At 61.8% G+C, this 12,799-nt stretch carries 11 protein-coding genes; 5 read left to right on the top strand and 6 right to left on the bottom strand.

What is annotated here, in order from left to right:
* The first annotated feature begins 47 nt into the window (after positions 1-47).
* The gene (locus NF676_RS17245; protein WP_143498023.1) at positions 48-389 is read left to right on the top strand and encodes a hypothetical protein; all 342 of its coding nucleotides are present in this window, start codon (positions 48-50) and stop codon (positions 387-389) included.
* 87 nt (positions 390-476) lie between these two features.
* Here NF676_RS17245 and phnX read toward each other — a convergent pair whose 3' ends face one another.
* Positions 477-1,304, bottom strand: coding sequence for a phosphonoacetaldehyde hydrolase (phnX, locus tag NF676_RS17240; RefSeq protein WP_095182103.1), 828 nt, complete (start codon positions 1,302-1,304; stop codon positions 477-479).
* A 142-nt stretch (positions 1,305-1,446) separates the two neighbouring features.
* Positions 1,447-2,556 carry a 2-aminoethylphosphonate--pyruvate transaminase gene (locus NF676_RS17235; protein ID WP_252886448.1) on the bottom strand — a complete coding sequence of 370 codons (1,110 nt, stop codon included), beginning with the start codon at positions 2,554-2,556 and terminating at the stop codon, positions 1,447-1,449.
* A gap of 113 nt (positions 2,557-2,669) precedes the next feature.
* On the opposite strand from NF676_RS17235, the gene NF676_RS17230 reads away from it, so the two are divergent.
* Entirely contained in the window at positions 2,670-3,530 is an 861-nt protein-coding gene (locus NF676_RS17230) for a LysR substrate-binding domain-containing protein (RefSeq protein ID WP_122612110.1), read from the top strand.
* 96 nt (positions 3,531-3,626) lie between these two features.
* On the opposite strand, the gene NF676_RS17225 is transcribed toward NF676_RS17230, so the two are convergent.
* Complete coding sequence (locus tag NF676_RS17225; protein ID WP_095182100.1) at positions 3,627-4,499, bottom strand: LysR family transcriptional regulator; 873 nt, start codon at positions 4,497-4,499, stop codon at positions 3,627-3,629.
* Between the two features lie 269 nt (positions 4,500-4,768).
* On the opposite strand from NF676_RS17225, the gene NF676_RS17220 reads away from it, so the two are divergent.
* Positions 4,769-6,094 carry an MFS transporter gene (locus NF676_RS17220; RefSeq protein ID WP_016775327.1) on the top strand — a complete coding sequence of 442 codons (1,326 nt, stop codon included), beginning with the start codon at positions 4,769-4,771 and terminating at the stop codon, positions 6,092-6,094.
* 72 nt (positions 6,095-6,166) lie between these two features.
* A complete protein-coding gene (locus NF676_RS17215; protein WP_252886447.1) occupies positions 6,167-7,558 on the top strand; it encodes an FAD-dependent oxidoreductase in 1,392 nt (463 codons plus the stop codon).
* Between the two features lie 8 nt (positions 7,559-7,566).
* Here NF676_RS17215 and NF676_RS17210 read toward each other — a convergent pair whose 3' ends face one another.
* On the bottom strand, positions 7,567-8,955 hold the full coding sequence (locus NF676_RS17210; RefSeq protein ID WP_252886446.1) for a type VI secretion system Vgr family protein: 1,389 nt from the start codon (positions 8,953-8,955) through the stop codon (positions 7,567-7,569).
* A 221-nt stretch (positions 8,956-9,176) separates the two neighbouring features.
* On the opposite strand from NF676_RS17210, the gene NF676_RS17205 reads away from it, so the two are divergent.
* The gene (locus NF676_RS17205) at positions 9,177-9,881 is read left to right on the top strand and encodes a YebC/PmpR family DNA-binding transcriptional regulator (RefSeq protein ID WP_041477129.1); all 705 of its coding nucleotides are present in this window, start codon (positions 9,177-9,179) and stop codon (positions 9,879-9,881) included.
* Between the two features lie 102 nt (positions 9,882-9,983).
* Here NF676_RS17205 and NF676_RS17200 read toward each other — a convergent pair whose 3' ends face one another.
* Together NF676_RS17200 and zapE are read right to left on the bottom strand one after the other, a co-directional pair.
* Complete coding sequence (locus NF676_RS17200; protein WP_252886445.1) at positions 9,984-11,297, bottom strand: leucine-rich repeat-containing protein kinase family protein; 1,314 nt, start codon at positions 11,295-11,297, stop codon at positions 9,984-9,986.
* Between the two features lie 219 nt (positions 11,298-11,516).
* Complete coding sequence (gene zapE / locus NF676_RS17195) at positions 11,517-12,647, bottom strand: cell division protein ZapE (protein ID WP_252886444.1); 1,131 nt, start codon at positions 12,645-12,647, stop codon at positions 11,517-11,519.
* Between the last annotated feature and the right edge of the window lie 152 nt (positions 12,648-12,799).

Here is a 12,799-nt window from a genome sequence, read left to right as displayed (position 1 = left end):
TAGCGCCAACCAAACCAGTAGCGCCGGTCGATACCAAGCGTCCGCCAATGCCATGGCCGACCCTTAACATCAACATCGATCCGGTGGCCTTGATTACGCTGATTCAAACACTCGGTGCGACCGTCAATGTCGATGGTTCGACCACACTGCCTGACGGTAGCGTGGTTGACGTTGATAAGACTTCGATCAAGCGTCCCGACGGCATCATTCAATATGACGACGGCCGGGTAGAGTATCCGGACGGGCGGATCGTATGGTCTGATAATACCGTTGAATATCCGGATGGCCGTATTGTCTGGGAAGATGGAACTGAACAGTTGCCTGACGGAAGCGTTAAACATCCCGATGGTAGTGCGTACGACGCAGAGGGCAACCTTGTTTCAGAGTAAGTAATAACCGGGCAATATATTTATTCAAGACAGTGCAAAAAAAACACCGCTGATTGTCATGGATCAGCGGTGTTCCGGTTATCGGCCTCAGGCGTTTTGCGGCATCTCACCGTTGGCCAGACGCTTGTTGATGTCGGCGATCACTTCCGGCAGATCGCTGATGGTGTCGATCATGTAATGCGGCCGCGAACTTGCGAACAGCGCGTGGATGCGCTGGCGCTCGCTGGCCAGTTCATCGCTGCCCAGCGCGCGGAAACCCTCATAATCCAGACCCAGCGCGTTGCCCGAGCAAATCAGCGCAACCGTCCACATGCCGGCCCGGCGGCCTTCGAGAATGCCCGGCACGGTGTCGTCGATCTTCACGCACGCTGCAACATCGTCGATGCCCAGAGCGATCACGTTGGCCAACGCTTGCGCCGGCCATGGACGACCGTTTGGCACTTCGTCGGTGGCGACCACGTGGTCGGCGACGTAGCCGTTGCTGGCGGCGAGTTCGACGACTTTGTCCATCACCGCTTTCGGGTAGCCGGAGCAGGAACCGATCTTGATCCCTTGCGCGCGCAGTTGGGCGATGGCGTCGAGCGCGCCGGGAATCAGTGCCGAGTGCTCGGCGATTTTCTCGATCTGCAACGGCATGAAGCGGTTGTAGATAGCGGTAACATCATCGTCGGTCGGCGTGCGACCGAATACCTTGCGATAACGCTCGGCCACTTGCGGCTGATCACAGAGGGTGCGGATGTGATCCCACTTGCCCATGCCCATCGGCCCACGGGCCTCTTCAATCGACACCTGCACATCGAACTCGGCGAAGGCTTCGACGAAGATCTGCGTCGGCGCGAACGAGCCGAAATCGACCACGGTACCGGCCCAGTCGAGGATCGCGGCTTGCAGCTTGCTTGGATTGGTGTAGTTCATGGCAATCAATTCCTGATTTGAAAATGAGATCAAAATGTGGGAGCGAGCCTGCTCGCGAAAGCGGTCTGACATCAGCGTATGTGTCGCCTGGGACGACGCTTTCGCGAGCAGGCTCGCTCCCACAGGGGATTTTTGGTGAGGCTCAGATATCGAGCACTTCCATCTCGCGCAGCACTTCACCCACTGCTGCTACGGCCTGGCGCATTTCGTCCGGGGTGACGTGGCCGATGCAGCCGACGCGGAAAGTTTCGACCTGGGTCAGCTTGCCGGGGTAGAGGATGTAACCCTTGGCCTTGACCCGCTCATAGAAGTCCTTGAACTGGTAGCGCGGATCCTGCGGGGCATGGAAAGTGGCGATGATCGGCGCCTGAATCGCCGCCGGTAGGAAGCTGCGCAAGCCGAGCTTGTTCATCTCTTCCATCAGCGCCTGACAGTTGGCGGCATAACGCGCATGCCGCGCCGGCAGACCGCCTTCTTCGCGGTATTGCAGCAACGCTTCGTGCAGCGCCGCGACCACATGGGTGGGCGGGGTGAAGCGCCATTGCCCGGTTTTCATCATGTAGGCGTGCTGGTCGTACAGGTCCATCGCCAGCGAGTGCGAGTTACCGGCAGATGCGGCCAGCGATTCCTTGCGGGCGAAGACAAAACCCATCCCCGGTACGCCTTCCAGGCATTTGCCGGAAGCGGCAATCAGCGCGTCGAATGGCACTTTTTGCGCATCCACGGGCAATGCGCCGAATGAGCTCATGGCGTCGATGATCAGACGTTTGCCGTGTTGCGCGACGACCTCGGCGATTTCTGTCAGCGGATTGAGAATGCCGGTGCTGGTTTCGCAGTGGATCAGCGCCACGTGGGTGATGTCAGCGTCGGCGCGCAGCAAGCGGTCGACGTCGGCGGCGGTGGTCGGCTCGTCTTCGGCGGTTTCGAAGGTGCTGAACGAGCGGCCGAGCACTTCGCAGATCTTCGCCAGGCGCTTGCCGTAAGCGCCGTTGATCAGCACGAGGATTTTGCCATCACGCGGTACCAACGTGCCGATCGCCGCTTCGACAGCGAACGTGCCGCTGCCCTGTAACGGTACGCAATGGTGGCTGGCGGCGCCGTTGAGGATGGCCAGCAATTGCTCGCACAGGCTGGCGGTCAGCTGGTTGAAGCGGTCATCCCACGAACCCCAGTCGACCATCATGGCCTGACGGGTGCGGGCCGAAGTGGTCAACGGGCCGGGAGTGAGCAGAATCGGTGCGGCGGTACTCATTCGGGTGTCCTCGCGAAAACGCTGTGGGATGAAGCTACGGGGCCTACGTTGCAATTCGCCGCTTCATCAATCAAATTGTTTGTTGTTATGCCAGCCATCAGTGAGGGTTATCCATGAATCTGTTTCAGCTGCGCGCCTTCGATGCCGTGGCCCGCGAAGGCAGCTTCACCCGCGCGGCTGCGCGGTTGTTCATCAGCCAGCCGGCGGTCACCGGACACATCAAGGCGCTGGAAGAGCACTACCAGATCACCTTGCTGCGGCGCACGGCGCGACGGGTGGAACTGACCGAGGAGGGCACCAAACTGGCGGCGATCACCCGCGCCATGTTCGGCCTGGCTGAAGAAGCGCAGACGCTGCTCGAGGCCAATCGGCAATTGTTGACCGGGCGTCTGGAGGTGGCGGCGGATGGGCCGCACATGGTCATGCCGATGCTGGCGAGCCTGCGCGCACGCTATCCGGGGATCACCGTCAACCTGCGTCTGGGCAACGCGCAGGAAACCCTGGCGGCGCTGTTGTCGGAACACGCCGATGTCGCGGTGCTGACCGAGGTCGAGCCGCGCAAGGGCCTGCATCTGCAAGCGCTGAGCGAATCGCGGATATGCGCGCTGGTGCCGGCGGGGCATCGCTGGGCGAATCGCTCCGGGGAAGTGAAACTCAAGGAGCTGGACCAAGTGATCATGGTCCTGCGCGAGCCGACTTCGATTACCCGGCGCACGTTTGACCAGGCGTGTATGCAGGCCTCGATTCAGCCGCGGGTGTTGCTGGAGCTGGACAGTCGCGAGGCGGTGACCGAAGCGGTCGCGGCCGAGTTGGGGGTCGGTGTGGTGTCATCGGTGGAGGTCAGTCATGACCCGCGCGTGGTGGCGATCCCGATTGCCGGGGAAGGGCTGGTGAACCGGCACATGATTGGCTGCATGGAGCGCCGGCGCGAGTTGCGCTTGATTCAGGCGTTTTTTGATCTGGCGCCAGACTGAAAACCGAGGCGACTTTTTCGCGAGCAGGCTCGCTCCCACACTACAGAGCGCGGTCCCATGTGGGAGCGAGCCTGCTCGCGAAGGGGCCAATACTGTTTACACAAGGCTCTCGCGAACCATATCGAGAAACGTCGCCACCACCCGCCGCGAACTCTGTTCGCGCAAACACACCAGGGTTTCGGTCAGGCGCCTCGTGCAATCGGTGATCGGCAACGCGCAGACCCGTGAGTCGGCGCCGAACTCCGCCGCTGAAACCACACCAACCCCGATCCCCACCACCACGGCTTCGCGCGCCGCTTCCCGACCTTCAACCTGAATCGCCGGGCGGATGCGCAAACCTGCGCGGGCCATTTCCTCTTCCAGGGTCTGCCGTGTCACCGAACCGGTCTCACGCAGCACCAGTGGCGTGTCATCCAGATCGGCCAGACAGATCGATTCGCGTTCGGCCCACGGATGATTGCGCGAAACGAACGCCACCATCGGATCGTTGCGCAACGGCACACACAGCAAGCGTTCATCGGTTACATCGCGGCCGAGCAGCGCCAGATCGGCCTGATAGTTGAACAGGCGAAACAGCGATTCATCGGTATTGCCGGTTTCGATTTTCACGCTGATGCCCGGGTAGCGCTCGCAGAACCGTGCGATCTGCGGCAACACGTGGATCGGCGCGTCCACCGCGAGAATCAGGCTGCCGGTCTGCAGGGCTTGGGATTCCTGCAGCAATTCCTGCGCTTCGGCTTCGATCACGAACAGGCGCTGGGTGATCGCCAGCAGGCGCTCGCCGAGATCGGTCAGGCGTACGGAACGTTTATTGCGGTGAAACAGCAGCACGCCGAAGCGTTCTTCGAGTTTGCGTACCTGGTCGGAAATCGCCGGTTGCGTCAGATAAAGCCGCTCGGCGGCGCGGGTGAAGCTGCCATGGACGGCCACCGCGTGGAACGCTTTGAGTTGGGCGTGAGAGACGGACATGGTGGCTCCAGTAACAAGCTCGGCTTATGTGTGAAATACGATAAATCGATTTTATTTATTAAACAGTAATTGCTTTGATCGGCTCACGCCATCGCTGACTGCTCGGTCGAGCAGCGGCGCCGGCCCATGAGCCTGTGCGTGCAACAGCAGACTCATCTGACCGTTATCGCCGAAGGGAAGGGGCGGTATCGCAGTGCTCAACAATAAAAACACAGGCGTTTTTCTTAACGATTCTGCCGGCACACTCACACCCTGAGGTCAGAACCACCATGAACAAGCACATCGGCACCCTGGCGCGTTGGCGCGTGCAGATCTTCGCTATTACCTGGCTCGCGTACGCCGCGTTCTACTTCACCCGCAAAGCCTTTTCGGTGGCCAAACTGGGCATCGCCGAAGACCCTGATTTCACCCTCGACAAAATGGCCATGGCCAACCTCGACGCGATCTATCTGGCGGCGTATGCCCTCGGACAGTTCACCTGGGGCATGCTCGCCGATCGCTTTGGCCCGCGAGTGGTGGTGCTTGGCGGTTTGCTGATATCCGCCGCTGCGGCGCTGGTGATGGGCAGTTTCGCTACATTGCCGATCTTCGCCACGTGCATGTTGATTCAAGGTCTGGCGCAGTCCACTGGCTGGTCGGGGCTGTGTAAAAACCTTGGCAGCTTCTTCCCGTCAGAGCAGCGCGGGCGCGTGCTCGGCTTGTGGAGTTCCTGTTACGCGTTTGGTGGTCTGGTCGCCTCGCCGTTCGCCGGCTGGTGGGCCTACACGCTGGTCGGCACCTGGCACGCGGCATTCATTTCCAGCGCGGCGGTGGTCGCGGTGGTGGCCGTGCTGTTCTTTATCTTCCAGCGCAACAAACCGGAAGACGTCGGCTTGCCGGCGGTGGAGCCCGAGCCGGAACTGACCGCCGAGGAAACCGCAGCCAACAGCAAACTCAGCGTGTGGGAGCCGTTAAAGGAAATCCTGCGCAACCGCACGGTGCTGGTGCTGGGCCTGGCGTATTTCCTGCTGAAACCGGCGCGCTACGCGATTCTGTTGTGGGGCCCGGTGATTGTTTTCGAGCAGATGCCCAGTGTCGGCAAGGTCGGCGCGGCGATCATTCCAACCGCGTTTGAACTGGCCGGATTGCTCGGGCCGATCATGATCGGCCTGGCCTCGGACAAACTCTTCGGCGCCCGACGCATGCCGGCCTGCGTGCTGAGTCTGTTGGCGCTGACCGTAACGCTGGCGCTGTTCATGGCTGCGCTGAACACCGGCAGCGTGTTGTTGGTCGTCGCGTTGCTGTTCGTCATGGGCCTGACGTTGTACGGCCCGGACTCGATGATCAGCGGTGCGGCCGCCATCGATTTCGGCAAGGCCAAGGCCGGTGCCACCGCCGCCGGTTTCGTCAACGGCTGCGGCTCCGTTGGCGCAGTGCTCGGCGGTTTGCTGCCGGGCTACTTCGACTCGGTGACGGTGTTTATCGTCTTCGCCGGATGCGCGCTGTTCTCGGCGCTGGTGCTGATTCCGCACTGGAACAGTCGGCCGGTCGGCGTGATGGAGCCGCGCGCGGCGATCCCCAACTGCCCGCTGAGCGTCAAACCGCTGCGTTCCTGAAACCCTTCGCCCCGTGGCCTGCTGCGCGGTGCGCGGCAGGCTGCGTAGTGGCTTTCTGACTGGAGATTTCCCATGCGACCGTTCTGGCTCGAGCAAGCCTTGCAGGCCGACCCATCCGAGCAGTGTCCACCGCTGCAAGGCGAGGTGCGCACCGATGTGTGCATCGTTGGCGGCGGCTACACCGGATTGTGGACGGCGATCATGCTCAAGCAGCAAAACCCCGAGCTGGAGGTGCTGCTGATCGAGGCGGACATCTGCGGCGCTGGCGCCAGTGGCCGCAATGGCGGCTGTGCGCTGTCGTGGTCGGCGAAATATTTCACCCTGGAACGCTTGTTCGGCGTCGACGAGGCGGTGCGTCTGGTCAGGGAGTCCGAGCGCAGCATCCATGCGATCGGCGAGTTCTGCGAGCAGTACGGCGTCGATGCCGACTACCGCCTCGACGGCACGCTGTACACCGCGACCAATCGCGCCCAGGTCGGCGCAACTGACGCGGTGATCGCGGCGCTGGAGCGTAACGGCATCAACTCGTTCAGCCAGCGACCGCTCGCCGATGTGCAGCGCATGGCTGGTTCGTCAAAACATCTGGAAGGCTGGTTTTCCCCGGCGGCTGCCAGCGTGCAACCGGGCAAACTGGTGCGCGGCCTGCGCCGGGTGGCGCTGCAATCGGGCGTGAAAATCCATGAAGGCACGGCGATGACCGGGCTGGAAGAGGGCCGCCCGGCACGCATCCACACGCCCGGCGGCAAGGTCATCGCCGACCGGGTGGTGCTGGCGATGAATGCGTGGATGGCCCGCGCGTTTCCTCAGTTCGAGCGCAGTGTGGCGATCGTTTCCAGTGACATGCTGATCACCGAACCGCGCCCGGACCTGTTGCAGCAAATCGGTTTGACCAGCGGCGTCAGCGTCCTCGATTCGCGGATTTTCGTGCATTACTACCACAACACCCCGGACGGCCGGATCATGCTCGGCAAGGGCGGCAACACCTTCGCCTATGGCGGGCGGATGCTGCCGGTGTTCGATCAGCCGTCGCCTTATGCCGGCTTGCTCAAGCGCAGTCTCGCGGATTTTTTTCCGGCGTTCGCCGAGGTCAAAATCGACGCGACGTGGAACGGCCCATCGGATCGTTCGGTGACCGGTTTGCCGTTTTTCGGCCAGATGAGCTCGGCGGGCAACGTGTTTTACGGCTTCGGTTATTCCGGCAGCGGCGTCGGCCCGTGTCACATGGGTGGGCAGATTCTCGCCGCGCTGGTGCAGGGCCTGGATAACCCGTGGACCCGCTCGTCGCTGGTCAACGGGCCGCTGGGTTATTTCCCGCCGGAACCCATCCGCTACCTCGGCTCGTTGATGGTGCGCAACGCCATCCGCCGCAAGGAGCGCGCCGAAGATTACGGGCGTCGGCCTCGGCATCTGGACGTGCGCCTGGCCAGGTTCGCGGCGGCGGCGGGCAAGGCGGACAAAGGCTGAGGCGCCGATCAATGCTCGGCGCGGTGGCTCAGCCAGTCGAGCAACAGGCTGTCGCGCACGGGCTCTGATTCGCGCTCCGGCGGCTGGCGTGCGTGGCTGAGGCAAAGGATCGGTCGGTCCGGATCGCTGTCGAGGAAACTCACCCACACTTCACTGCCGGCGCGCGGTAATTGATCGACGGCGACGGGGCCGCTGAGCCGGCTCATGGCGATCGGCAGCCACAGGGCGTCGCTGGCGGATTTATCCTCAGCCGGCCACAGGCTTACAGCGAGGCAGCCGTTTTCGTCCACTTGCGCAGGTTGCCCAGGCGCACCCGCCACTTTTGCCAAGTGATAACCGGCAATATTCGGGCGAGCTTGTTTGAGTGGCGGACGGAAATCGGTCGACCAGGGCTGCGCAGTGAAGTCGTTGTGATAACGCTGAACGCTTGGCGCCGGATCAAGGATTGAAGGGTGCTGCCCGTGGTGGCGCACCGCGCTGATCAGCCATTGTTCGTTGAAATGATGAATCGGGTGGTCGGCCACAAGCAGCAGTCGTCCACTGAGCAAATCGCTGCAATCACTGCGCCCGTGAATGGAGCGCAACTGGCAGCGTTGGCGTTGCAGATGACGTCGGCTGCGTTGTTCGGCGTGCAGACGTTCCGGCGATCGCGCGGGCATCGGCAACTCGGTCGAGACCTCGTTGGCGGCTTCGGCATTGCCGGTTGGCTGACCGCGATTGCGCACCGCATGCAGCATCGGTACTGGCGCCGCGCGATGCTGTTGATAGAGCGCGCTGACGCAGGGCGATGGTGGTTGCTCATCAGCATTGAAAGGGATTTCGATCGGTCCCTGCGGCAGGCTCAGGCTGTCGTCAGCGAACACCACGACGTGTCCGTCCGGCCCATGTTCGAAGTGATAGTGGATGCCTTCTTCTTCGCATAGCCGCTGCACCAGCGCCAGATCGCTTTCTTCGTACTGAATGCAAAACGCCCTTGCCGGGTAGTGACCGACGCTCATTTCAATGCGATAGCTGTGCGCTGGCAGGGCATGTTCTTCGAGCAGTTGTTGAATGATCTGCGGCACACTCAGGTGAGTAAACACGCGGCGCTTATGCGTTTGCGCCAGTTGTTGCAGATGCGGCACCAGAATCAGTCGATAGCCGACCCGATGCGTCCCGCGATGTTCGCAGCTGGCGCTGGAAATGACGCCGTGGAATCCGTGCTGCTCACTGAGCCGCAAAAAGGCTGGCCTGTGCAGGAAGGATCCCGGGACGATGGCCGGGGCCAGTCCGAGCAGTTCGATGTCGAAACGGTAAGGCTGGTTCAGCGCTTCCTCGCCGCGAAAACGCACCACCGGCAGGCGCAATCCGCTGTCGGTCAGCGTAAGGGTGAAGGGACTTTCCTTGTCATTGAACATTCGAGCAGGCCCTGTCAGGCGATACGGGGTTTCAAGGGTACGAAACCGTCGGGCTGAATGGTCATGTCAAAGGCGCTTTTCAGAATCCCCCTACATGCTTTGGTGAAGATGTCGATTCCGTCGGCTGTTTTTTTGGTCGATTGCCGACTTTAGGCCGTATAAACTTGCCGCCACGCGTCGGCCAATAGATGTCTCGGCGCCACAGATCAAGAGAGTGAGTAATGGGCGCACAGTGGAAGGTTAAACACAAAGAAGCGGCAGCCAACGCCAAAGGGAAGATCTTCGGCAAACTGGTGAAGGAAATCACCATTGCTGCACGCAACGGTGCCGATACCGCCACCAACGCACACCTGCGTCTGGTGGTCGAACAGGCGAAAAAAGCCTCGATGCCAAAAGAAACCCTCGATCGCGCGATCAAGAAAGGCGCCGGTCTGTTGGGTGAAACCGTGCAATACCATCGCGTGACCTACGAAGGCTTCGCGCCGCATCAGGTGCCGCTGATCGTCGAATGCGTCACCGACAACATCAACCGCACCGTCGCGGAAATTCGTGTGGCGTTCCGCAAGGGCCAGTTGGGCGCTTCGGGTTCGGTGGCGTGGATGTTCAACCACGTCGGCATGATCGAAGCCTCGCCGGACAGCCCGGAAGCCGATCCGGAAATGGCTGCGATCGAAGCCGGTGCCCAGGATTTCGAGCCGGGCGAAGAGGGCGCGACGCTGTTCCTCACCGACCCGACCGACCTCGACGCTGTGCAGAAAGCCCTGCCGGAACAAGGCTTCACCGTGCTCTCGGCCAAGCTCGGCTACCAGCCGAAGAACCCGGTCAGCGGCTTGAGCGACGAGCAGATGGCTGAAGTCGAGGCGTTCCTCGAAGGCCTCGACAACCATGATGACGTGCAGGACATGTTTGTTGGTCTGGCTGGCTGATCTGTCGCGCCAGTAATGACCTCTTCGCGAGCAGGCTGGCTCCCACATTTGCAATGCATTCCAATGTGGGAGCGAGCCTGCTCGCGAATGACTGCGCAGCGGTCAAAGATTCTCCAGCACCTCGATGACTTCACTGAACCCCGGCCGCCCCAGCACATCGGCCTGACAGCAGCGTCGTTCCAGCGCCTCCAGGTGCGCGCGCCGCTCCGTACTCAATCCTGAGTCGACACGCTCCAGCAACTCCCCCAACAACACACCGAACGCCCGGACTTCCAGGCGCTGCAATGCGCGCGTCTGCACATCATCGCGGGTTGCATGAAACGACGCCGCGCCGAAATCCCCGAGCAGACATTCGCCCTGATCGTTCAACAGAATGTTGTGGCCATACAGATCGCCGTGGGTAATGCCTTGGTGGTGCAGGTGCTCGGCCGCTGAGGCGATGCCTTGGGCGACGCGCAGGGCAACCTCCGCCGTGAACCGGCAGTCCTCGGCATAAACATCCCGCGAGCACGAGACCAGGCTCGGCAAGCCGGCGAGATTGCCGAAGCTCGGATCTATCAACTGCATCACCAATCCCTGCTGCTGATCGGGGTGGCCGCTGATGCGGCCCTCGACGCGGATCAGGTTGGGGTGCAAACCGGCAGTGATGCAGGCGTTCATCTCGTGCAATGGCGAGCCGTCGCTGGTCATCTCGCCTTTGTACAGCTTCACCGCAACCGCTTGCGCCGTGCCATCGTCACGCTGCCAGACCGCCTGGGAAATCACCCCGGAAGCGCCTTCGCCCAGTTGCTGTTCCATGCGCAGCGTCGACCAGTCGATCAGCGGCGTGGCCTCAAGGGCAGCGGCATCGGCTTCGGTCTCCAGCGGATTGCCGGCGTAGGCCAGCCAGGTCAGGCTCGGCAAGGTCAGCAGCCATTGCGGCAGCTCGTTGAGCTGGTTGGCGGCGATGCGCAGCAATTCCAGCCGATGGCAGTGACGCAGGGAGTCTGGCAGCGAGCGCAGGCAATTGCCGGCGAGCATGAGCTTCTGCAAAGCGCGGCGTTCGCCCAGTTCCTTCGGCAGGCTCTCGATGCGGTTATCGGTGAGGATCAGCCAGCGCAGCTGCGGCGGCAGAGCGTCACCAGGGACATTGACGATGCGGTTGGCCTTGAAGCCGACCATGGTCAGCGCGGTGCACTGGCCGAGGCAGGCCGGCAGCTCGGTGAACTGGTTGTCGGAGCAGAACAGCACGCGCAGGCGGGTCAGGCGATGCAGGTCATCGGGCAGGCTGGATAACGCATTGCCGCTGAGGTTGAGCACTTCCAGCGTGTCGGCCAGTTGGAATATTTCGCGGGGGAATTCGGTCAGCCCGCAGGACAGGTCGAGGCGGGTGATGCCTGACAGTTCGCCGGCGCGCAGTTGAGCAAGGGTGTGCATGTCTGGTTTCGCTATTGATCGGTGGAGCGACGCGGGGGCGCGGGAATGGGCGACATGATAGCGGTAAAGCGGACGCTGAAAGGATTTTGAGTTGTCCCGGGACCTTGTGGGAGCGAGCCTGCTCGCGAAAGCGGTGTATCAGTTAAATGAACTCTGACTGACATACCGCTTTCGCGAGCAGGCTCGCTCCCACAGGGCTCGCTCCCACAGGGTAGGGTGTCAGTTGGGAGCGTGGATTTCCTGCAATTGCCCCAACCGGCTGCGCGTGCGCGCCAGGTCGATGGCGTGACCTTCCAGGCTCTGGCCCAGCGGCAGTTGGCCGAGCAGGGTCAGGTGCTTGTCCTGATCGTAGAGCACGTCGATCAAATTGATGAAGCGCTGTTGCACGGCGATCGGACACTCGCCGAGCGGCGGCAGGTCATCGATGATCCACTGGTCGAAACGCTGGCACAGTTGCAGATAATCCATCACTGCCGTTGGCTGTTCACACAGGTCGTTGAAGGTGAACGCGACTCGCCGGCCTTGGCAAAAACGGGCCTGAAGCTGGCGCTTGCCAACCTCGAGGGCAAGGGCAGGCGCGTCGGCTGGTGGCAGGTCCAGGGCCTGGCGCTGGGCTGTTGTAGCCGGCCAGACGTAATGTCCTTGGGTAAACACTTGATGCGAATGCTGGCGGTTGAGCGTGCGGTAGTCGTGGTCGCCGCCGACTTCCATCACCTGCATGCGCGTGTTGATCAGCTCGATCACCGGTTTGAAGCGTGCGTGATACAGCGGGTTGGGCAGCAGGCCCTCGGGTGCATAGTTGGAGGTCACCAGCAGCATGATCCGCCGTTTGAACAGGGCCTTGAACAAACGCGTGATCAGCATCGCGTCGCCGATGTCGTGCACATGAAATTCGTCGAAACACAGCACCTGGCAATCTTCCAGCAACTCATCCAGGGTGATTTCCAGCGCGTCTTCCTGCAGGCGGTGACGGAACATGCCGTCGTGCAGCCGGGCAAAAAACTGATGGAAGTGCAGGCGACGTTTGCGCGGGATCGGCAGTGCCTGGAAAAAACCGTCGAGCAACCAGCTCTTGCCGCGCCCGACGGCTCCGTACAGGTACAGACTCGGCGGTGTGTGGCCGCTGTCGCCCAGCAGTACGCTGGCCTGCTGCGCCATGCAGTCGATGACGTGCTGCTGACTGCGGCTAAGGGTGTAGCCCTGGCTTTTGGCTTTGTCGCGGAAATAATCGCGGATGGTCGCGGCATGAGCATCGTGCCCGGCGCTGACGGGCAGGCTTTTGCCGAACAGGCGGCGCAACAACGGCCAGCGTTGGCTCAGTCGTGATCGTTTCGGCGTTCGGGCGGGCACGCGGGAAAGGCTCCTGTTTGATTGGGCGGGCTCCACCGGGAGCGCGGTGGCCCAAGTGTAACCAGAGCTCAGGCGTCGGCTCCATGAAATATGTGCACGGTCCCCTGTAGGAGCTGACGAGTGCAACGAGGCTGCGATCTTTTGATCTTGGT

Origin of the sequence: Pseudomonas siliginis, assembly GCF_024072275.1 — a bacterium.
Classification (GTDB): Bacteria; Pseudomonadota; Gammaproteobacteria; order Pseudomonadales; family Pseudomonadaceae; genus Aquipseudomonas; species Aquipseudomonas siliginis.
This window is presented reverse-complemented; position numbering and strand designations above follow the sequence as displayed.

Coding starts and splice junctions, on each gene's coding strand:
- NF676_RS17215 (WP_252886447.1), top strand. CDS start 6,167: ATGCGACCGTTCTGGCTCGAGCAAGCCTTGCAGGCCGACCCATCCGAG.
- NF676_RS17245 (WP_143498023.1), top strand. CDS start 48: ATGCCATGGCCGACCCTTAACATCAACATCGATCCGGTGGCCTTGATT.
- NF676_RS17200 (WP_252886445.1), bottom strand. CDS start 11,297: ATGCACACCCTTGCTCAACTGCGCGCCGGCGAACTGTCAGGCATCACC.
- phnX (WP_095182103.1), bottom strand. CDS start 1,304: ATGAACTACACCAATCCAAGCAAGCTGCAAGCCGCGATCCTCGACTGG.
- NF676_RS17220 (WP_016775327.1), top strand. CDS start 4,769: ATGAACAAGCACATCGGCACCCTGGCGCGTTGGCGCGTGCAGATCTTC.
- NF676_RS17225 (WP_095182100.1), bottom strand. CDS start 4,499: ATGTCCGTCTCTCACGCCCAACTCAAAGCGTTCCACGCGGTGGCCGTC.
- NF676_RS17230 (WP_122612110.1), top strand. CDS start 2,670: ATGAATCTGTTTCAGCTGCGCGCCTTCGATGCCGTGGCCCGCGAAGGC.
- NF676_RS17210 (WP_252886446.1), bottom strand. CDS start 8,955: ATGTTCAATGACAAGGAAAGTCCCTTCACCCTTACGCTGACCGACAGC.
- NF676_RS17205 (WP_041477129.1), top strand. CDS start 9,177: ATGGGCGCACAGTGGAAGGTTAAACACAAAGAAGCGGCAGCCAACGCC.
- NF676_RS17235 (WP_252886448.1), bottom strand. CDS start 2,556: ATGAGTACCGCCGCACCGATTCTGCTCACTCCCGGCCCGTTGACCACT.